Source organism: Dehalobacter sp. 12DCB1, assembly GCF_004343605.1.
In the GTDB taxonomy this organism is placed as follows: domain Bacteria; phylum Bacillota; class Desulfitobacteriia; order Desulfitobacteriales; family Syntrophobotulaceae; genus Dehalobacter.
In genome coordinates, this window is record NZ_POSF01000016.1 from 22002 (window position 1) to 42433 (window position 20432).

General features: G+C 45.3%; 16 protein-coding genes and 1 riboswitch. Of the genes, 6 read left to right on the top strand and 10 right to left on the bottom strand.

Annotated elements, in window-relative coordinates:
• Positions 1 to 283 precede the first annotated feature (283 nt).
• The 6 genes from C1I38_RS10565 to C1I38_RS10590 all read right to left on the bottom strand — a co-directional run bounded on the left by C1I38_RS10565 (position 284) and on the right by C1I38_RS10590 (position 7862).
• Positions 284 to 1885 carry an NADH-quinone oxidoreductase subunit C gene (locus C1I38_RS10565; RefSeq protein ID WP_243109309.1) on the bottom strand — a complete coding sequence of 534 codons (1602 nt, stop codon included), beginning with the start codon at positions 1883 to 1885 and terminating at the stop codon, positions 284 to 286.
• A 138-nt stretch (positions 1886 to 2023) separates the two neighbouring features.
• Positions 2024 to 3508, bottom strand: a complete 1485-nt coding sequence (locus tag C1I38_RS10570; protein ID WP_119774709.1) for a hydrogenase 4 subunit F — start codon at positions 3506 to 3508, stop codon at positions 2024 to 2026.
• An 11-nt stretch (positions 3509 to 3519) separates the two neighbouring features.
• Entirely contained in the window at positions 3520 to 4179 is a 660-nt protein-coding gene (locus tag C1I38_RS10575) for a hydrogenase (protein WP_119774708.1), read from the bottom strand.
• The gene (locus tag C1I38_RS10580; protein ID WP_119774707.1) at positions 4172 to 5167 is read right to left on the bottom strand and encodes an NADH-quinone oxidoreductase subunit H; all 996 of its coding nucleotides are present in this window, start codon (positions 5165 to 5167) and stop codon (positions 4172 to 4174) included. Before C1I38_RS10580 ends, C1I38_RS10575 begins: the two co-directional genes overlap by 8 nt.
• Positions 5168 to 5207: 40 nt before the next feature.
• On the bottom strand, positions 5208 to 7259 hold the full coding sequence (locus C1I38_RS10585; RefSeq protein WP_119774706.1) for a proton-conducting transporter membrane subunit: 2052 nt from the start codon (positions 7257 to 7259) through the stop codon (positions 5208 to 5210).
• Between the two features lie 45 nt (positions 7260 to 7304).
• The gene (locus tag C1I38_RS10590; protein WP_119774705.1) at positions 7305 to 7862 is read right to left on the bottom strand and encodes a TetR/AcrR family transcriptional regulator; all 558 of its coding nucleotides are present in this window, start codon (positions 7860 to 7862) and stop codon (positions 7305 to 7307) included.
• Between the two features lie 196 nt (positions 7863 to 8058).
• On the opposite strand from C1I38_RS10590, the gene C1I38_RS10595 reads away from it, so the two are divergent.
• The 4 genes from C1I38_RS10595 to C1I38_RS10610 all read left to right on the top strand — a co-directional run bounded on the left by C1I38_RS10595 (position 8059) and on the right by C1I38_RS10610 (position 13310).
• Positions 8059 to 9276 (top strand): Ger(x)C family spore germination protein, encoded by a 1218-nt coding sequence (locus C1I38_RS10595; protein WP_348980867.1) that lies wholly within the window; start codon positions 8059 to 8061, stop codon positions 9274 to 9276.
• A 118-nt stretch (positions 9277 to 9394) separates the two neighbouring features.
• On the top strand, positions 9395 to 11005 hold the full coding sequence (locus C1I38_RS10600; RefSeq protein WP_119774704.1) for a spore germination protein: 1611 nt from the start codon (positions 9395 to 9397) through the stop codon (positions 11003 to 11005).
• 11 nt (positions 11006 to 11016) lie between these two features.
• Entirely contained in the window at positions 11017 to 12096 is a 1080-nt protein-coding gene (locus C1I38_RS10605) for an endospore germination permease (protein WP_282432370.1), read from the top strand.
• Positions 12093 to 13310 (top strand): Ger(x)C family spore germination protein, encoded by a 1218-nt coding sequence (locus C1I38_RS10610; protein WP_119774702.1) that lies wholly within the window; start codon positions 12093 to 12095, stop codon positions 13308 to 13310. The genes C1I38_RS10605 and C1I38_RS10610 overlap by 4 nt, the downstream gene beginning before the upstream one ends.
• An 11-nt stretch (positions 13311 to 13321) precedes the next feature.
• Here C1I38_RS10610 and C1I38_RS10615 read toward each other — a convergent pair whose 3' ends face one another.
• Complete coding sequence (locus tag C1I38_RS10615; protein ID WP_119774701.1) at positions 13322 to 14506, bottom strand: PLP-dependent aminotransferase family protein; 1185 nt, start codon at positions 14504 to 14506, stop codon at positions 13322 to 13324.
• A 249-nt stretch (positions 14507 to 14755) separates the two neighbouring features.
• On the opposite strand from C1I38_RS10615, the gene C1I38_RS10620 reads away from it, so the two are divergent.
• Positions 14756 to 15469 carry a uracil-DNA glycosylase gene (locus tag C1I38_RS10620; protein WP_119774700.1) on the top strand — a complete coding sequence of 238 codons (714 nt, stop codon included), beginning with the start codon at positions 14756 to 14758 and terminating at the stop codon, positions 15467 to 15469.
• Here C1I38_RS10620 and C1I38_RS10625 read toward each other — a convergent pair.
• The 3 genes from C1I38_RS10625 to C1I38_RS10635 form a co-directional block, all read right to left on the bottom strand.
• Complete coding sequence (locus tag C1I38_RS10625; RefSeq protein ID WP_119774699.1) at positions 15438 to 16274, bottom strand: S1-like domain-containing RNA-binding protein; 837 nt, start codon at positions 16272 to 16274, stop codon at positions 15438 to 15440. The genes C1I38_RS10620 and C1I38_RS10625 overlap by 32 nt on opposite strands.
• Before the next feature lie 167 nt (positions 16275 to 16441).
• Entirely contained in the window at positions 16442 to 17068 is a 627-nt protein-coding gene (locus C1I38_RS10630) for a carbonic anhydrase (RefSeq protein WP_119774698.1), read from the bottom strand.
• A 21-nt stretch (positions 17069 to 17089) separates the two neighbouring features.
• Complete coding sequence (locus C1I38_RS10635; RefSeq protein ID WP_119774697.1) at positions 17090 to 18274, bottom strand: Xaa-Pro peptidase family protein; 1185 nt, start codon at positions 18272 to 18274, stop codon at positions 17090 to 17092.
• 501 nt (positions 18275 to 18775) lie between these two features.
• On the opposite strand from C1I38_RS10635, the gene C1I38_RS10640 reads away from it, so the two are divergent.
• Complete coding sequence (locus C1I38_RS10640) at positions 18776 to 20146, top strand: TrpB-like pyridoxal phosphate-dependent enzyme (protein WP_119774696.1); 1371 nt, start codon at positions 18776 to 18778, stop codon at positions 20144 to 20146.
• A gap of 152 nt (positions 20147 to 20298) precedes the next feature.
• Positions 20299 to 20431: riboswitch (cyclic di-AMP (ydaO/yuaA leader) on the top strand.
• Position 20432 lies beyond the last annotated feature (1 nt).

Consider the following 20432-nt stretch of genomic DNA (forward strand, 5'->3'; position numbering starts at 1 on the left):
GATATTGATATGGATAATCGTTTAAAGTAAGTTTTACGATTACAACTTTTAAATATCTAAAAAACGAGCTACATTCTGACATGCAAGCCTACTTGAATATGCATAAGATCAGTCTGGGGGCCACAGTTCCACTGTGAGCGGAGCAGGATTGCGCAGCGCGGCCTTTTGTGCCATGGATGGCACAATGGCCGGAAAGTGGTATTGTGGCCCACAGACTTACCCTACATAACCGTTTTTAAAATTAGTAATTGGAGAACGTGGTACTCGCAGTATGCCGCTTGCTTTAGAGATCGTTCCCTGCATAGGAAAGGTTAAAGCTTTTATTGATCAGCGGAAAGTCCGGCACAATATTGCCTTTGACAGCATGACAGAGGGCCGGCCAGTTGCAGAAAGACGGCGTCCGTATTTTATAACGGTACACCGTATTGTTCTCGCCGGTCATCAGCCAGTGGATGTTTTCGCCGCGCGGGGCTTCGGTCAAACCAAAAGCAAAGCGATACGGTTCAACAGATTTAACAGGTTCGAGAACGTTCCCGGAAGGCATTTGATTGATTGCCTGGACCATCAGGTTAATGGATTCAAAGCACTCCTCTATTTTGGTATTCAGCCGGCAGTTGATATCGCCGTTGTAATGTTCCGGGATATTGAACTTGAGCTGCGAATATGCCGCATATGGAAAAGATTTTCGAACATCATAGCGCAGTCCTGAAGCCCGGCCGCCGGGGCCGACCGCGTTTAGATCGGCAGCAATTTTCTGATCTAGAATACCGGTATTTTCAATTCTGTCAATAAATAAACTGTTGGCTTTGATAATCTCGACTGTATCCTCGAGCTCGCGGCGGATTTTATCCAGCTGGACAATCAGACTGGTTTCCTTTCCGGCCACAAAATCTTTGCGTACCCCGCCCGGTTTATTGACACTTCGCAGGAAACGCATGCCGCATAGCTCATCCGCTAAAGCATAAGCCCAGCCTCTGATCATCCGGAACTGGAACGTCGCAAACCCGTAAGCAGCGTCAAGACAAACCCCGCCAAGATCGCCAAGATGGCTGGTAAGTCTCTCCAACTCGGCAAAAATAACTCGAATATAGGCTGCCCTGACCGGAGCTTCGATTCCGGCAATCTTTTCGATGGCCTGACAGTACGCCAGGGAATTGGCAAAGGTCTCGTCCCCGGAAATCCGTTCCGAAATATACAGGCATTTTTCAATGCTTTGCTGTTCGGCCAGTTTCTCTATTCCTTTATGGACAAAGTACAATTGTGCTTCAAGATTAATGATTGGTTCTCCGGCCACACTGAAACGGAAATGGCCCGGCTCGATGATTCCGGCATGGACAGGTCCGACGGGAATCTCATAGACCCCTTCCCCTTCAACCTTACAGAAATTAATCTCTTCTGCCGCCCGCTGCGGTCTGTATCCGGCTGGAAAAGCTTTATGCAGCGGATAAACCCCGTTCGGCCAGTTGCTATGAAAAACCAGTCTTTTGGCATCCGGGTGGTTTACCGGAATGATTCCGAATAAATCCTTGATTTCCCGCTCGTACGCTGCCGCAGCTTGGATAATATTGCTGACGGATGGCATTTCCATTTTGTCAGGACTGACCGACGTTTTCATCACCACAAGCAGTGCTTCCTGTCTGTCCGCAAAAACGTAATAAACGCCAAAGCAGGAATTCTGGATTTGCTCATCATTGGCAAACATCAGGATGAGCGGATAACCCAGTTCTTTATTCAAATAGGCGCATATTCCGGGAATACTTTCCGAAGCTATTTTTAGGTAAAGCTCATGATCCCGGCCCTTCCTGTTTCTCCCGTTAATATCGGCCAACTCTGCAACGAAAAACTTTTCCGCGAGTATTTGTTTCAATTCGGATGCCTTCATCATCTCTACCTCTATTTCCAGCAATATTTCATTGACTCGTAGATTGATTCGTGAATCAAGTTTCCATTAATTAAACCATTTTGTTAGGATTCGTCTGCATGCAATACACCTTTATTTTTACAGGATTTACGAATCCCTGTCTTAGATTATACTCAGAACAATGCCCTGGGCCTGAATGATCAGCTCTCGGATTGTTTCCGGCAGATAAACCCCGCCGGCTGTTACAGCTGCCAGCAAAACAACCAGGCAAACCGTTCCGGGGATATTGATTTCTCCTGTTTTGGCATCAGCAGCCTCCGTACTGTCCGGCTGACCATAAAACATTTTAAACAGCGTCACAGCGATTCCGGCAAAGACAACCGCCAGAAGCAGGATAAACACCATCCCGACCCAAAGGCTGGATTGGTTGAAGATTGCGGCGGTAATGCTGAACTCACTCGCAAATACGCTGAAGGGTGGTGTTCCGGCAATAGCAAACAGACCGAGCAGAAAGACCGTTCCCGAAACAGGCAGCGTTTTCAATATCCCTTTGATCTTGAAAATCTGTTTGGTGTCATATCTCTGCATGATATTACCGGCAGATAAAAACAGCATGGATTTGGTCAGCGAGTGATTGATCATATGCAGCAACCCGCCAAAAATAGACAGCGGTGTAAAGATCCCGATCGCAACAGCGATAATTCCCATATGTTCAATACTGGAATAAGCCAGAAGCCGTTTGTAATCCTTCTGCGTCAGAATAAATACAGCCGCGGTAGCAATCGATAAAATCCCGATCCCGATGAGGAGCCTTCCGGCAAAGCTGCTGCTCCCCTGATTGTGATTCACAATGGCCGTCGTCCGGATAATGCCATACATCGCACTATTCAAAAGAACACCGGATAGCATGGCACTAATCGGCGAAGGAGCCTGACTGTGTGCATCAGGCAGCCAGGTATGCATCGGAGCAAGGCCGGCTTTCGTCCCGAATCCGACCAAAATAAAGATGAAGGCCAGGCGCAGGACAGAACCTTTTAACGATGCCGCATTGGCGTACAGCGCCGTCCAATCCAAAAATGAGCCGTTCTCCAATATTCCAGCCGAAGAAAGATGCAGCAAGATGATACCAAGCAGGGCAACTGCAATACCGACAGAACAGATAATGACATACTTCCAGGCAGCTTCAAGCGCATAACGATTGTTATAAAAGCCGACCAAAAAGGCTGAGGCCAACGTTGTCGCTTCGATCGCAATCCACATCAGACCCATGTTTCTGACTGTCAGCGCTAATACCATCGTAAAAATAAAGGTCACCATCAGCATATAGTACAGTCGGATTTTTGGGACCGGCAGCTTACCCTGTCTGACTTCTTCCTCAAGATAACCGATCGAAAAAATGGCCGCCATCAAACCTATCGTCAGGACAATATCCAGAATCATCATGCTCAGGGCATCGAGATAGAAAAATCCGCCCAGCGAAGAATAAGCAATCGCTCCATACAGTATGACGTCATGGGTCAGGGTAGCTGCGATGATCAGCAGCAGAACAGCAGATGAGACGCTGACGAGGTGGTGCAGCCGCTTCGCTTTAAGTATAAAGAGCAGCAATAAAGCTATGATTGGAATGACCAGAAGTAAAAAACCCATATCGTTATATCTTATCCTTTCAGATTATTCAGTTGATCCGTATCAATGGAGTCAAATTGGTCATTCATTCGAAACGTCAGCATACCCATGATCAGAACGAAGGTCACCAGGTCAATGAATATCCCAAGGTCCACAATGAAAGGCATTCCCTGCGTTGCGAGCATGGCCGTAATATACAGACCGTTTTCGATGACCAGAAAGCCAATGATTTGTCCAAGCGCTTTTTTACGGCTGATCATAAAGAAAAGGCCGATCCAGATCACGGAAACCGAGTTGACGAGCTGCATATTGGACATCCCCTGGCTGCTGCCGTCAATCGTTGCCAGCGTGAAGTAAGAAAAAACAACCAGTCCGCAGCAGACCAAAACTAGAATCGGAATATTTAAGATAAAGTCTTTTTCAACTTTGTACCTTACAGAGGCATATGTCCTGTTCAGAAGACCCGGAATGTAGATGACTTTCAGAACAACAATCAGGATACAGACAATCATAATATCCCAGCGTCCTTCGTCCAACAGGCTTCTTACTCCCATGACCCCGGCAGCCAAAGCAATCAGCAGTGACTGAATCCGGAAAGATTTGATATAGGAACTGATCCGTTTATTGGCCATAAGCACAAATGAAGAAAGTAAAATCAGCACAGACAAGGTCTCCAAAAGATTTTCAGACATGATAACCTCCAAGGATAAAGAATTGCAAAATTCCCAGAAAAGCAAGAATAAAAGATAAGGCAGCCAGGTTCGGGATGCTGAAAAGCTTGAACTTAACGGTATTGACTTCAATCAATGCGATGACCACCGCCATAAGGACCACTTTGAGCAAATAAAGCAGAAGTGACAAAATAACAGCGCCGAAACCCATAAACGGAATCAGCTGGTCATGCGGAATGAATAAATTCACAAACAGGGTGATAAAAACCAACTGTTTCACGGCTGCGCCGTATTCCAACAAAGCTAGGTGCCGGCCTGAATACTCCAGGATCATCGCCTCATGCACCATCGTTAATTCCAGATGGGTGGACGGATCATCGACCGGAATCCTGGATGTCTCCGCAATGATAATGATCAGCAGCGCCAACCCCACCATCATATAAACCGGATGAGCCAAAGGAAACCCTGTTACCTGTACGGTCTGCATCATGCGAGGCAGTGAAGTGGATCCGGAAAGGAGTCCTACCGTAAACAGGGCCACAAGAATGGATGGTTCAATCAGTGAAGAAATCATGGCCTCTCTGCTGCTTCCCATCCCGCCGAAGGTACTCGCCGTATCCAGGGCGGCAGCCATCATAAAAAATCTGCCGAGTGCCAGGATGGAAACGAGCATAATAAAATCACCTGGAATCAGAACCGGTACAATCTTGGTTGATACAGGGACCAACAGCGCACCAGCCAGAGCTGTCGCAAAAACGATATACGGAGCTGCCTTGTAAATCCACGAAGATACCTCTGAAACGACAGAGGTCTTTTGCAGCAATTTATACAGATCAAAATACATCTGCAAGACAGGCGCACCTTTGCGCTTTTGAGTCAAAGCTTTGACCTTTTTGATCAGGCCGCCCACGAGCGGTGCAGCCAAAAGAGTAACAATCAGTTGAATGATAATATAGGCGATGCTGTTCATTGCTTCATTCCCTATCCTTCCCGGTGTACAGTCTTTCATTAAACTTCCGCCTCGAATGCCAATCCCTCAGTCTAATTGTTTAAGCCAAACGGTTATAGAGCATCAGTAAGAGAACCGCGGCAAATAGATAGATCAAATAATTATGGATACTGCCGGTTTGAATCTTATACTTTGTTCTTTGGGAAAATTTCTGAAGTCTTTTGATGACCGGATGATAGAGGTAATCTTCAAATATCGAAGCAACTGTCGTCGCATATTCGATTGACTCCGGATAATAGAAGGAGTCCCCCCCTGTCGTAATTTTCCTGGTCGGTCTGAACAAGATCCTGAAAACAATCTTGATCGGTTTGGAAAAACCGGTTGCGCTGTACTGCATGCGCGCATTCAGCGCTTCAAAGCCGCAGTCCCACGTTCCGTATTTCCGTTCGATATATTCACCGCCAACGATCCGGATGACCAGAAGCGCCAACAGGATAATTCCGGCCAAAGCCAGCACCAGGGCCGCAGGAGATATGCTGCCCGGGGAAACCGTCAGCGGATAATAAGCCAGCATAAAGCCTCCCTGAAGCTGACTGAAGACCGAGCCGCCGCCGAGGCTGCCAACGACCGGATCCAGTAGCTTTAAGATTGTTAACGGAAAAAGTCCGATCCCGAGGCAGATCAACGCAAGAATGCCCATACCGATATTCATGGTTTTGGGAACCTCCTGCGCGTTCGCAGCTTCTTCGCTTCGCGGAAGGCCTAGAAACGATATCCCGAACAGCTTCACAAAACAAGCAGCAGCTAACGCTCCGGTCAATGCCAGCGCTGCCACGGCGACCGCCGAAAAGAAGTTTAAGCCGAACTGTCCGGGCAGTATATTGGCAAATAAGGACTGATATGTCAGCCATTCACTGATAAAGCCATTAAACGGCACGATGGCCGATATGGCCAAAGAAAAGCACAGGACCATGAAACCGGTAACGGGCATCTTTTTCAGAAGCCCGCCAAGTTTTTCAATATCTTTGGTATGTACGGCATATTGGATTGCTCCGGCTCCGAGAAATAAACCACCCTTAAACAAGGTATGGTTGAACGTATGCAGCAGTGCTGCTGTTAAGGCCAGACCGCCAACGAGCAAATGGTTCTGGGCAAAGGCGATATACGAGACTCCTAAGCCAATCAGGATAATCCCAATATTTTCTACGCTGTGAAAGGCCAGCAGTCTTTTGATATTATGTTCCATTAAAGCATAGGCAACCCCAAGCACAGCTGACAGCATGCCCAAAACAAGAATGACAATTCCCCACCAGGTATCCTGAACACCTAAATAGCAAAGCACAAAACGGATCAGTCCGTAGATGGCCGTCTTGATCATGATTCCCGACATCAGAGCCGAGACATTGCTCGGGGCAGCCGGGTGAGCGTAAGGCAGCCAGATATGCAGCGGGATAACACCTGCTTTGGTGCCAAAGCCAACCAAAAATAAGATGAAGGCAATGTTTCTGGTTATTTCGGGGATCACTGTGCCGTTATGCGCTGCCATCAGGTCGAAGGAATGCGTATAGTGATAAACGATCATAAAGCCAATGAACAATAAAGCAGTTGCCAGATGCGTCATCACAATATAGACCGTCCCGGCTTTTTGATTTTCTTCTTTCTCCGACTCAAATACGACCAGGAAATAAGACAGCAAAGACATTGCTTCCCAGGAGATATAAAAGAAAACGGCATTGGCCGAGGTCAGTACAAAGAACATCGAAATGATAAACATTACATACAGGAAGTTAAACAGGCCGATGTTCCTTTTTCCGTTGTAATGGGAAATATAACCGATCGAGTAGATCGAAACACAAAAGACCAGAACCGACAGCGCCAGCACAAAGAAAGCAGAAAGATTATCTACCCTGATTTCCAGCGTAATGAACGGAATCGTAGATTGCAGCGAAAAAATATTCAGTATTTCTACTCCCGAGAAGATTTTTCCGATGGAAGCTGCTGAGGCGGCTGCGGAAGCCGCGATACATAGCGCATTGACAATGATATGGCCTGTATTTTGTTTTTTAGCAAAGAGATATCCGAGAGAAATGACAGCTCCGAGCAGATAGCCAAATATTGAGACTAGATATAGATGATGCAGTAAAAGCTCCATGAGACATTTGTCCTCCATATGTGAAATCAAATGTAGAATCAACGTTTAACCATTCGAACAAATCCCCCGCCAGAAATTCTCCCAAATCTCCTCAAAATGGCCTGTTACATCTTCAGGCTGATAAATGAGAATGCTTGACAGCAGCCCATGCGTCATGGCCGTATAGGATATTGCCACGGATTCGGGGTCCTGATGCCGGATGACCCCTTTATCCATATTGGCTCGAATAATATTTTTAACCAGCTGGAACCGCTCTTCTGATAAACAGTGGATTTTGGCGATCAATGTTTCAGCAAACGCTTTAGGTGGGAAAAGCAGCAGCCTCTTCCAGAAATAGAGTTTTGTCAGCGACTTATCATAGTAATCGAGAATCATAAAGAACATGCTTCGCAGATCTTCGCAATGTTCGTTAATCTCCAGGAAATACTGGTTAATTTCACGATTGATGATCGCATACAATAAATCTTCTTTACTGGAAAAGTGGGCATAGATCGATGCTTTTTGAATCCCGACTTCACTGGCAACTTCGGTTAAGGAAAACTCCGTGCCCTTATCTGCAAACAATCTGAAAGCCGAGTCCATCAGCTTTTGCTTCGTTTCCACCGTCGTGTTCCTCCCAAAAACAAAATACCTACCTAACGTTAGGTAGCCTCAATAAATTATAGGATTGACCCAATAACTTGTCAAGCAGATCTAGACAGGGTTCATAAACTTATTTGCACCGGAAAATACTATATATGTCGTTCCCATTTGTTGCTGCTATTCGCTATCATAACAAAGAAAAAGTGAGGTGTTACTATTGAAAAAACTCCGTTTTAGAAATATAGGGACCTTCAGCGTCTTGCTCTCGCTTTTTTTATTCTGTTCGGGATGCTGGAGCAGCAAGGAAGTCGAAACGCTGGCTTTTGTCACGCTAAGCGGCTATGACTATACCCAAATCAACGGTCAGGATGTTTGGACTGCGGCCACGCTGATCCTGAAGCCGCAAGGCAGTCAGGGACAAGATGAAGGAAAGAAGTCCAGTTTGAGCGGCAATGCAGAACAGCTTGTCACCGGTCAGGGACCAACCATGCAGGATGCAATTAGAAATTATTCCGCGAAATTGCCGACTGTCCCTTTTTATGGTTACGCTACAGGCATGATTATTGGGGAAGAGGTGGCCAAAAAAAAAGCACCTGAAATGCTCGAACATCGTGCCCGCTTCCCACAGACCCGGCCACGCGATATTGTTTTAGTGGCCAAGGGTGAAGCCAAGGAAATACTTAAGACGAGAGGCACGATGAACCAGTTGTTTTCTTCGGAGGTATCTCAGTTTATCGATTTAAAAGCCACAAACACCGGCAAATCTTATGGTATGTATTTCTATAAGTTTGTATCCTGGATGACAAGCAATGACCGTGATGCCGTTTTACCGCAAATTAAGATTATACCCTTGGAATCGGATAACAAAGAATCCGGAGACAATCCCAAAACCAAAGGAAGCATTATTGAAGGCCTGGGTGTTTTTCGGGCCGGCCATTTGGTCGGCTGGCTTGAACAGGAACAAACCATCGGTTTTCTGCTGCTGACGCAAAAAATTAACCAAGGCCCTATTTCCATCCCCGTTCAGAAGGACGGAACCATGTTTAACTATTTTCTAAGCCGTTCAACGTATAAAGTAAAACCAGTTGTCTCCAACGAAGAAATATCTTATCAGGTTACAATTCAGACGAAAGGAGAAATCGATGAAAATAACAGTTTAAGGATGACTAAAGAAGATATTGAGCAATTAGAACCTGTCATTAGTGAAAAACTAAAAAAGATAGCCACCTCAACAGTTAACCAGGCCAAGACCTACAAAGCTGATTTTTTGGGTTTCTCGGAAAAGCTGCATCATAAAAATTCCAAAACATTTCATGCTTTGGAATCGGAATGGCGGGAAGCTTTTGTAAACGCTAATGTTGAAATTAATGTGAAAGCAAAGATCACCAGCACCGGCAGACTGAAAGAAAAATTAGAGGTTAATCCTACTGACTGAAAGGTTAAAAGGTTTATAAAGTTCCTTTTTTTAGAAAAGTTTGGAATATATTATAAATATTCCCTGAGCAGGAAATAATATATCAATACCGTATTGGATGGAATGAGGCCAACAAAAGATGTTTATCGATCGACTAATGAAAACCTTAAAAAACCGGGCAAATAAAGTACCTGACCCCCTTCCTGCCTCGGGGGCTCCTAAAAAAGAACCGCTGTCCAAAAATTATGAAGATAACCTAAAAAAACTGCAGCAGTCTTTTGCCAATTGTTCGGATGTCCAGTTTCATCCATTTCAAATTAATTTGGAAGAACCGGTAAGGGCTTTCATCGTCTATGCTACAACCATCACGGACAATCGAGTGATCAGTGATTCTATACTGAAAACCCTGTTGGAAGAGACGCGCAAACTGCAGCAATTGACGAAGGGCGGCAACGCAAACCTGCTGCAGATCATTCAGGACAGCCTACTGAATCTTACTGAAACCAGCACGGTTTCTTATCTGGATGAAGTCGAACAAAAAATGTTTGCCGGCAATGCGGTTCTGATCATCGACGGTTCGTCTTCAGCTCTGGCTGCCGGGGTACGAGGCGGCGAAAACAGATCCATTGTTGAGTCTGATACCGAACCAGGTGTGCGCGGGCCAAAGGATGGATTCATTGAGTCCATCGATACAAACATGAGCCTCATCAGAAGACGTCTAAAAACCAGCAGACTTAAACTGGAAACTTTAGAAGTCGGTGAGCTGACCCATACGAAAATTGCAATCTGCTATATTGAAGGGATTGTGAATGAACAATTGCTGCAGGAAGTGAAGCAGCGGCTTGGCAGAATCAAAACGGACAGTATCCTGGAGGGCAGTTACATTGAAGAACTGATTATGGACGAGCAACATTCCCTATTTCCGCTGGTACAATACACGGAAAGGCCTGATAAGGTCACTGCTTCGCTGTTGGAAGGCAGAATCGCGGTTCTTGTGGACAATTCTCCAATGCCGCTGCTCATTCCGGCGACATTTGTAACCATGCTGCAGGCAGCCGAGGATTATTATCACGGTTCAGTATTTGCGACGTTTACAAGGATTCTGCGCTTGATTGCCTTGAATTTGGCCTTGTTGCTGCCGTCAGTCACCGTTGCCGTCTTCTCCTTTCACCAGGAATTGTTGCCGACGCATCTCGTCAGCTCAGTGGCAGGAACAAGGCAGGGTTTACCGTTGCCAATTGCTTTGGAGATCCTTGTCATCGAGTTTACATTTGAACTTTTGCGGGAAGCCGGTGTCCGGCTGCCGAAAACCATTGGCCAGGCCATCAGCACGGTCGGCGGTTTGGTTATCGGCCAGGCAGCGGTCAACGCAGGCCTGGTCTCCCCAATCTCCGTTATTGTCGTAGCGACCACGGCAATCGCGTCTTTTTCGATTCCAAATTACGATGCCGGCTATGCGCTCAGAATACTGCGGTTTATGTTGATTTTACTGGCCAGCTTTCTGGGAGGAGTCGGTATCATGTTCGGCCTGATGATCATCCTGATCCATCTCTGCAGCCTGCGTTCTTTCGGTGTCCCTTATTTGATTCCGTTTGCTCCTTTAAGCCTTGGCGAAATCAAAGATATTCTGGTGCGGGCTCCATGGTGGGCTATGTCCCAACGGCCAAAGTCGTTCCGTACGGTGAACCCTGTCCGGCAGAAAGACAACCAGGGTCCGTCGAAACCAATGGATAGGAGGAAAAGGTCATAAATACCGAAAAGATATCCGGTGTACAACTTGCTTCTTTGATGTTTATGATTGTCATATCTACTGCCATCCTGTTAATCCCCGGCATAACAGCGGAAAAGGCCGCAGAATCAGCCTGGCTATCCGTCCTGATTGCGCTTGCTGTCGGGATCGTTAACCTCATGCTGATTTATTATCTGGGAAAGCGGTTTCCGAAGCTGACGCTGCCCGAATATGCCGAAATCCTGCTCGGCAAAACCCTCGGGAAGATCTTGACTTTCGGATATGTATTATTCTTTCTGATCATAAGTATTACGGTATTAAGAGAGTTTACTGATTTTTTGAATATGAACCTTATGCCCGAAACGCCGCCTTATGTTTTTCAAACAGGTTTGATGATTGTGGCTGCCTATGCGGTTATTAAAGGAATCGAAGTAATTGTGCGGGTCAACCAGTTTATTCTTCCTTTATTTATACTATCTCTGGCGGTCTTGCTGGCGTTAGCCGTCAGAGATATGGATCTAAACAATCTGCAGCCCTTTCTGGATAAGGGTGTCCTGTCCGTTCTGGATGCTTCCCTTGTCCCTATAGCCTGGTTCGGCCAGATTGTCGTACTTATATTTTTATTCCCAAAAGTAAATCAGTCGGAAGATATTTTAAAAAACGGCATCTTGGGAATTATCGCTGCCGGCATTCTGTTGACCTTCATCAATATTGCCACCATTACCGTTTTTGGTCCTGAATATACGGGAGAGATGTATTTTGCTTTTCTATATTTGGCTAAATATATCAAATTCATTACAATTCAAAGGCTGGAATTCCTTGTTATTTTTATCTGGGTATCCGGTATCGTTGTCAAAGTAGCTGTCATGTATTACCTGGAGACAATGACCTTAGTCCGGATGTTTTCTCTTAAAAACAAGAAGTACGTTCTCCTGGGGCTTGCCCTGCTGAATATTATCGCACCGAACTTGTTATTTGAGAGTCCTCTTGATGTCGGTTATTTTCTCAAAAATATATGGCCGTCAATCGGTTTAACATTTGAGCTGCTGATTCCTGGTCTGTTGTTGCTCCTTACGATCATCGAAAAGAAAAAAGTGAGGCGTTACCATTGAAAAAACTCCGTTTTAGAAACATAAGGACCTTCAGCGTTTTGTTCTCACTTTTATTATTCTGTTCAGGATGCTGGAGCAGCAAGGAAGTCGAAACGCTGGCTTTTGTCACGCTAAGCAGCTTTGATTATACCCAAATCAACGGTCAGAACATTTGGACTGCGGCCACGCTGATCCAGAAGCCTCAAAGCAGTCAGGGACAGAGCCAAGGAAATAAGTCCGGTTCAAACAATAATATGGAACAGCTTGTCAGCGCTCAGGGAGTAGTCATGCAGGTTGCAATCAGAAATTATTCCGCAAAACTGCCAACTGTCCCTTTTTATGGTTATGCTACAGGCATTATTCTTGGGGAAGAGGCCGCCCAAAAAAAAGCGCCTGAAATTATCGAACATTATGCCCGCTTCCCGCAGACCCGGCCACGCGATATTATTTTAGTGTGTAAAGGTGAGGCCAAGGAAATACTTAAGGCAGGAGGCACGACCGATCGGTCGTTTTCTGAGGAGGTCTCCCAGTTTATCGATTTACAAGCTACAAACAGCGGCAAATCCTACGGTATGTATTTCTCTACGTTTGTATCCTGGCTGACAAGCACTGACCGTGATGCAGTTTTACCGCAAATTAAGATTATACCCTTGGAATCGGATAATAAAGAATCCGGAGACAATCCCAAAACCGAAGGAAGCATTATTGAAGGCCTGGGGGTTTTTCAGGCTGGCCATTTGGTCGGCTGGCTTGATCAGGAACAAACCATTGGTTTTCTGCTGCTGACGCAAAAAATTAACAAAGGTCCGTTTTCTATTCCCGTTCAGAAGGACGGAACCATGTTTAACTATTTTCTAACCCGTTCGACGTATAAAGTAAAACCGGTTGTTACCAATCAAAAAATATCTTATCAGGTTACCATCGAGACGAAAGGAGAAATCGATGAAAATAACGGTTTAACCCTTGCGAAAGAAGATATTGCGCAATTAGAACCTGTCATTAGTGAAAACCTAAAAAAAATAGCCACTGTAACAGTTAACCAGGCCAAAACTTATCAGGCTGATTTCTTAGGTTTCTCCGAAAAGCTTCATCATAAAGATCCCAAAACATTTCATGCTTTGGGATCGGAATGGCGAGAAGCTTTTGTAAACGCTAATGTTGAGATTAATGTGAAAGCAAAGATCACCAGCACCGGCAGATTAAAAGAAAAATTAGAGATTAATCCTACCGATTGAATAAAATCATGCTAGACAAACTCACGCAGGACATTGGCGAGGCTTTGCAGTCCTTCTTCAATTTTATCGTCAGGCATATTGGAAAAATTGATCCGGAAAGTATTTTCTCTCCCACCGTTCGGGAAGAATGACCCGCCGGGTACAAACGCGACGTTCTTTTTCAGACTTTTGATCAGCACATCCCTGGCATTGATATCCGTCGGAAGCTCAATCCAGGCGAAGAGCCCTCCTTTGGGTCTGGTAAAGGTGACTCCCTCTGGGAAATGATCCTCCATTAATTTTATCGTCAGATTGCGGCGTCTTTTATAGACTTTGCGAATTTTTTCAATATGTTCATCGATATTATACAATTCAAGGTATTTGGCAATTTCTCTCTGCGCCAGCGTATTGCACTGCAGATCCGTTCCTTGTTTGACAAGGACATACTTCTCAATCACCTTCTGATTCCCGGCAACCCAGCCGATCCGATAGCCCGGGCAGAATATTTTGGAGAACGTTCCGAGGCTTAAGACACAACCGTCCTGGTCAAAAGCCTGCAGGGACGGAAGCGGTTCATCTTCAAAACGCAATTCGCCATAAGGATTGTCTTCAATGATCATAATCTGATGTTTCCTGGCCGCCTTAACCAAATGTTCCCTTCTGGAAAGACTCCAGGTCCTGCCTGTCGGGTTTTGAAAGTCGGGAATGACATAAATGAGTTTAACATTGGACGTACTATCCAGTATCCTGTCCAGTTCCGCAGGGATCATGCCCTCCTCATCCGTCGGCACCTCTTTAAACTCGCAGCCATAAGCTTTGAACGCACTGATGGCAGCAAGATACGTCGGGCTTTCGCACAGTACGATATCTCCTTCATCTAAAAAAACCTTTCCGGAAAGATCCAGGGCCTGCTGTGAACCGTGGGTCAAAAGGATATTATCCGGCTCAAATTTGGTGCCCAGCCGATTATTCATACGCGCTGCAATCCATTTCCGCAAAGGAAGATAACCTTCAGTGGTCGTATATTGCAAAGCTTCCGTCCCTTCTTCTTCCAGCACAATCCTGCTGACTTCTTTAATCTCGTCAACTGGAAACAGCTCCGGCGCCGGGAGCCCGCCCGCAAAGGAGATGATTTCCGGATTTTCCGTGACTTTTAATATCTCCCTGATTTCTGAAGCTTTCAAATGATTAATCCTTTTTGCATAGTTATATTCCATAACGTTCTCTTTTTCCTGCCTTTTTGCACAAATTCACATATCTATTAGTATCCCACATTTAAGCGGAAGATTAAAGTCCCAATATCTGCGGAGGTTTTCTTCCTAAGAGCCTTCATCCCCTTCTAAGAATCAACGCCTAAGATCAAACTGCTTTCCTGAACGTTCAGGAATGTTTTACCCCGCGATACCCCAGCTCTCTCTGTTATGTGATGACCTAAAATGATATAATTGGTTGCGAGGTGATTTGGAATGCAGATCCTAAAAAATGACTGGGACGATTTGCTTCATACGGAATTTACGAAAGAATATTATCAAAAACTTAGAAAGTTTCTGATCGACGAATACAGGACAAAAACCATTTATCCCGATAAATACGATATTTACAATGCGCTGCATTATACCGCTTACAAGGATGTAAAAGTAGTTATTCTAGGCCAGGATCCCTATCATGGCCCTCGACAAGCCCACGGTCTAAGCTTTTCTGTTCAGCCGGGTGTCCAGACCCCGCCGTCCTTGATAAATATCTTTAAAGAACTGCACGATGATTTGGGATGTTATATTCCAAACAACGGATATTTAAAGAAATGGGCCGACCAAGGCGTCCTGCTGCTGAATGCCTCGCTGACCGTCCGTTCCGGTCAGGCCAATTCCCACAGCAGCATCGGCTGGTCCCAGTTTACCGATAAAATCATTGCGCTCTTAAATGAGCAGGAAGACCCTGTTGTTTTTATCCTCTGGGGAAGAAATGCCCAGTCTAAACTGAGCATTCTCAATCCATCCAGGCATTGTATCATCAAATCTGTCCATCCCAGTCCACTGTCCGCCCATGCCGGTTTCTTCGGCAGCAGACCATTTTCCAGGGCCAATCAATTTTTGGTCTCGATTGGCAAGAAGCCAATTGACTGGCAAATAGAAAATCTGCCTGCCTCATCTACCACATTAACCGAATCGCATCGTCCGTGATTTGGACTGCACCTTCTTTGAGCAGCCTGCCTAACGCCCGCTTGAAGGCAGATTTGCTCATTTTCAGTTCCGACTTGATTTTTTCGGGAGAACTTCTGTCATTGAGCTTAAGCACACCGCCGTTTGCTTTTAACTTCTCAAAAATGACCCGGGCATCCGTCTCTATTTGCTGGGCGATCTCTTGTCTTAAACTTAATTCCAGCTTGCCATCCTGTCTTACCTTCTTGATTCGGACGTCGACCTTATCACCGATTGCGATGCTGCCATACAATTCTTTATTTGGAATCATCCCGTGATATTGATTATCCACGGCGACAAACGCGCCAAACTCAGGATTAAAGTTATAGACAGTGCCATGGGCATTGTCATTTTCTTTATAAGGAGCGTTTATTTTGAGCGAATCATATATTTTCATTGTGGCATATAATTGATGGCTGTTATTGAGCGCTAATCCCACCAGGTAAGTGCCGCCTTTTTTAACCTCACCGACTTGCTCTTTAAGCGGCAGCAATAAGTCTTTCTCCAAACCCCAGTCTAAAAAAGCGCCAAATTCTGTCGTATCGACGACAGTTAAAGCAGCCGTTTCACCAAGTACCAGCCTTGGTTTTTTTATGGAGGCCATGATCCTTTCTTTCGTATCTCTATAAACAAATACTTCGATTTTATCACCTATTCTGATATCCTTCGGAGCCAGGCTTATCGGTAATAATACACTATTTTGCGTATCGTTCTTTGCATTCAGGATATACCAATTTTGAGATGTTTTCACGACTTTTAGTTCCTGCATTTTGCCATATTCAATCATCCAAATTCCCTCTTTATTTCATACATCATATATCAGATCTTAGTATTTCCTATTATATCTTTATTTAGAAGATTGTACTACTATCGGTCATTTTTATACTAAAAATCCAGAAAATCATACGATCTTTGACTCCCTGGATCAAACGACATCCAAGTCTTGATTCGCAGTTAATTCACAAGTTCAAATTCACTATTATGCCGATTGTAGCGGAAGACCTCACCCGTTTCAATGATATAGTACCAGCCTTCAATTGTCAGCGTCTGATTCAGGACTTTTTCCCTGATAAACGGATATGTTAACAAATGTTTGAGCTGCTCCACAATGTTGATCTGTTCAGTCATCCATTCCCTTTTTGCCATTTCCGATTCCGGAATATTCATTGCTATGATCTTTTCTTTAACATTCCCTGCCAATTCCAGCCATTTTCGGGTGTGCGGAATCGATTGCATTTCTTTCTCCGAGGCATATAGCGATTTGCACCCTCCGCAATTGGAATGGCCGCAGACTACGATATGCTGAATGCCAAGAATATTGACGGCATATTCAATCGCAGAAGTCGTGGCCAAATACTCTTCTGTATTACGGTAAGGCGGTACAATGTTGGCGATATTCCGGATAACAAACAGTTCTCCGGGTAAAGTCCCGGTGATTAAATTGGGTACCAGTCTCGAATCCGAACAGCCGATGAATAACGTATGCGGGTTTTGAGAATTCCCTAATTCTTCAAAAAGCTGCCTGTGCTCCTGGAAATCCGTTTCTTTAAATTGAATAAGGCCCTGCAGTAATTTCTCCATATTTTACATCCTTGCTTCTTTTTATACCTCGATAATGTCCGTTCCTCCGCCCGTAAGACATCTGCCGCCGGCAGCACTCACCACATAGGTATCTTCCACACCTACCATGCCAATGTTAGGCAGACCCTTTTTCGGTTCGAGCGCGATGACCATATTCTCAGTGAGTTCCGCTAGAAAACCATTCGTAATTACAGGCAGCTCATCGACATGAAGTCCAACGCCGTGTCCGAGAAACTTGACTTGCCGTTCCCCATACCCCATAAAGTTCCGTCTGAAGTCTTCACTGAGCGTGCTCATTACCGATTGATAGATTTCCGACGGTATCGCCCCTGGAATCAGCTTTGCTGCCAGACGCTGCTCAATTTCCATACAGGCGCGATGCGCCTTCACAACATCGGCATCAGGCTTAGCTCCAAAAATATAGACCTGGGTTTTATCGGAATGATAGCCATTGCAGCCAAAACCGACATCGACAAAAACCAAATCCCCCTTCTTCAGCTTCCTTTCCCGGCTGCCTAACAAAGGAACGGCAGGACACATTCCATAAGCCCCACCGGGACCGTCAAAACTGGTTGGGTAAAGAGAGCTTTCGCCAAAACCGATCTGTCCGGCAACCATTTCCGTCTGAAACATGGAAAAACGGCTGACACCATGATGTCCAATTTTGATCATAGCGGCATAAAGTTCCGCTACAAAATCAGCCTCGCTCATACCTTCCCTGAGCAGCGGCGGAACAAGTTCATGCAGCAGCTTACAATGGTTTTTTCCTGCTTGTTCCACCCATTCCAGCTCGTACGGCGATTTGACCGCTCTGACCGACAGCACCGGCTTGTCTACTGAATGAATGTTTGTCATCGTGAAGTACTTCTTCAGCCGCTGCAGCATGGCGAGCGGCACAATCTCTGTTTCAAGATACGTATTCCCTAGCCCAGTTCCAATCATCCCGGCCGCATCACGGTAACTTTCCATCGGATAGATCGTTGTCAGGAGCGATTCAGCTTTGGCGCGTTCATAGCTTCGGCGAACAAAATAGCGGCGGGTCCGGTCTTTTTGAATAATAAGCATGCCGTCCTGCATTGTTCCCGTAAAATAGTACTGGTTCACTTTACCCAAAATAAGTATAGTATCCCAATCAGGACAGGTCTGATCCATAAGGCCGCATAAGTGATTCAGTCTCCGGTCAAGCTCGTTTATCATAAGTGTCATAGACAGTTCCTCCGTTAGAGAATGTTATCGCGTACTTCTCTAGAGTTTACCATACTTTGCGTTTTTTCAAAATGGTACAATTCCCTGACTTTGGAGTTTTACATTTTCTTGACAAAAAATTAATTTCAAGCTAAGATTTAAGCAATATTTAATACTGTTAAACCGCAGAATGAGAGTAGTAACATGATGTTTGCTGTTTTAAGAGAGCCGTGGCCGGTGGAAAAGCGGTAACAGCACTGATGTGAATGGACTCATGAGGGCCGTGCAGAAATTACAAGGAATGATTGATGTAAGCGTATGCAGGCCGGGAACTCCGCCCGTTATAAATGGAGCGTATGTCCATCATACGTTTTAAGCGGCGTGTAAACGCAAGTTGGGTGGTACCGCAGAGATCAAAGTCTTTGTCCGATAGTTTGGACAAGGCTTTTTTTATAGATTTTTGTTTATTCATCAAAGATTAATCAAAAAATAGTACGAATCATTTGGAAAGGAATGAAGACCATGACAAGCATACCTTACAAAATCTATTTACCTGAAGAAGAGATGCCCAAGTACTGGTATAATGTAAAAGCTGTTATGAAAGAGCTCCCGCCGCCCTTTATCCATCCAGGCACCATGAAGCCCTGCACCGCAGATGATCTTCGGCCGATCTTCTGTGACGAACTGATTGAACAGGAACTAAACAATACGGACGAATATATTGAAATTCCTGAGGAAGTTCGCGAATACTACAGGATGTACCGTCCTTCCCCGCTTGTAAGAGCCTATAATCTTGAAAAACTGCTGGGTACACCTGCCGAGATCTATTTCAAATTTGAAGGCACAAATACTTCTGGTTCCCACAAATTAAACTCCGCAGCTGCCCAGGTTTATTACGCCAAAAAACAGGGTTTGACTTCCCTGACAACGGAAACCGGTGCTGGGCAATGGGGTACGGCCTTATCGATGGCCTGTGCATTTTACAATATTCCATTAACCGTCTATATGGTAAAGGTGTCTTCAGAACAGAAGCCTTACAGGAAAGCCGTCATTGAAACTTATGGTGGAAAAGTTATTCCTTCTCCTTCCGATACGACCGAAATCGGACGGAGGATTCTGGCTGAAAACCCCGGCACCGGCGGCTCACTCGGCTGCGCGATTTCGGAAGCGATTGAAACAGCTGTCAAAACCCAAAACTGCCGTTATGTACTTGGCAGCGTACTCGACCATGTCCTGCTGCACCAGTCCGTGATCGGCGAAGAAACCAAGCTTGCTTGTGACAAGTACGGCATTGAGCCTGAAATGATCATCGGTTGTGTCGGCGGCGGATCGAACTTTGGCGGTCTGGTTGCACCCTTCATGGGTGACAAAATCCGCGGCAAGAACAATATCGAGTTTATTGGCGTTGAACCAGCTTCCTGTCCTTCTCTGACCCGCGGCAAATATGCATTTGATTTTGGGGATACCGGAAAAACAACGCCGCTGATCAAAATGTACACGCTCGGATCAGGGTTCATTCCCTCCCCGAACCACGCCGGAGGCCTCAGATATCACGGCATGAGCGGAATCATTTCCAAGCTGTACAATGACGGCTATATGACAGCCCGAGCAGTTGAACAGTCCAAAGTATTTGAAGCAGCTACAGCCTTCGCGCGCTGCGAAGGCATCCTGCCTGCTCCCGAATCCGCACACGCTTTGCGGGTTGCGATGGATGAAGCGCTCAAGTGCAAAGAAACTGGTCAAAAGAAGACCATCCTGTTCGGCCTGACCGGCACCGGATATTTTGATATGGCTGCTTATATGAGCTATAATGCCGGCACAATGACAGACTATATTCCGACCGATGATGATTTGGAAAAAGGCTTTGCTACACTGCCAACAGTGGATCTGTAGAACCACTGTTATAACAGATTTCGTAAAAAGCTGCTGATAATTTTGTCGGCAGCTTTTTACTTGACAGTCATCATAACCAAGAATTTTTCATTCCGCGGCAGGACATTTTAATTATGTGTCGAATTGTACTAGAATTGTGTATAATAATATAACTAAATGTACAGCTGAATCCAGGTTAGCCTGGAGCGGGGGAACTTTTTTTCTGGGGTGAATCGCATTTGCGTAGGGCCTATACCTTTGGTCCGAATCCGTCAACTAACCTCGTAAGCTAAGAAAGGTGAAAATT

Coding starts and splice junctions, on each gene's coding strand:
- C1I38_RS10565 (WP_243109309.1), bottom strand. CDS start 1,885: ATGATGAAGGCATCCGAATTGAAACAAATACTCGCGGAAAAGTTTTTC.
- C1I38_RS10575 (WP_119774708.1), bottom strand. CDS start 4,179: ATGTCTGAAAATCTTTTGGAGACCTTGTCTGTGCTGATTTTACTTTCT.
- C1I38_RS10630 (WP_119774698.1), bottom strand. CDS start 17,068: ATGGAGAAATTACTGCAGGGCCTTATTCAATTTAAAGAAACGGATTTC.
- C1I38_RS10620 (WP_119774700.1), top strand. CDS start 14,756: ATGCAGATCCTAAAAAATGACTGGGACGATTTGCTTCATACGGAATTT.
- C1I38_RS10600 (WP_119774704.1), top strand. CDS start 9,395: ATGTTTATCGATCGACTAATGAAAACCTTAAAAAACCGGGCAAATAAA.
- C1I38_RS10570 (WP_119774709.1), bottom strand. CDS start 3,508: ATGGGTTTTTTACTTCTGGTCATTCCAATCATAGCTTTATTGCTGCTC.
- C1I38_RS10640 (WP_119774696.1), top strand. CDS start 18,776: ATGACAAGCATACCTTACAAAATCTATTTACCTGAAGAAGAGATGCCC.
- C1I38_RS10585 (WP_119774706.1), bottom strand. CDS start 7,259: ATGGAGCTTTTACTGCATCATCTATATCTAGTCTCAATATTTGGCTAT.
- C1I38_RS10625 (WP_119774699.1), bottom strand. CDS start 16,274: ATGATTGAATATGGCAAAATGCAGGAACTAAAAGTCGTGAAAACATCT.
- C1I38_RS10580 (WP_119774707.1), bottom strand. CDS start 5,167: ATGAAAGACTGTACACCGGGAAGGATAGGGAATGAAGCAATGAACAGC.
- C1I38_RS10615 (WP_119774701.1), bottom strand. CDS start 14,506: ATGGAATATAACTATGCAAAAAGGATTAATCATTTGAAAGCTTCAGAA.
- C1I38_RS10635 (WP_119774697.1), bottom strand. CDS start 18,274: ATGACACTTATGATAAACGAGCTTGACCGGAGACTGAATCACTTATGC.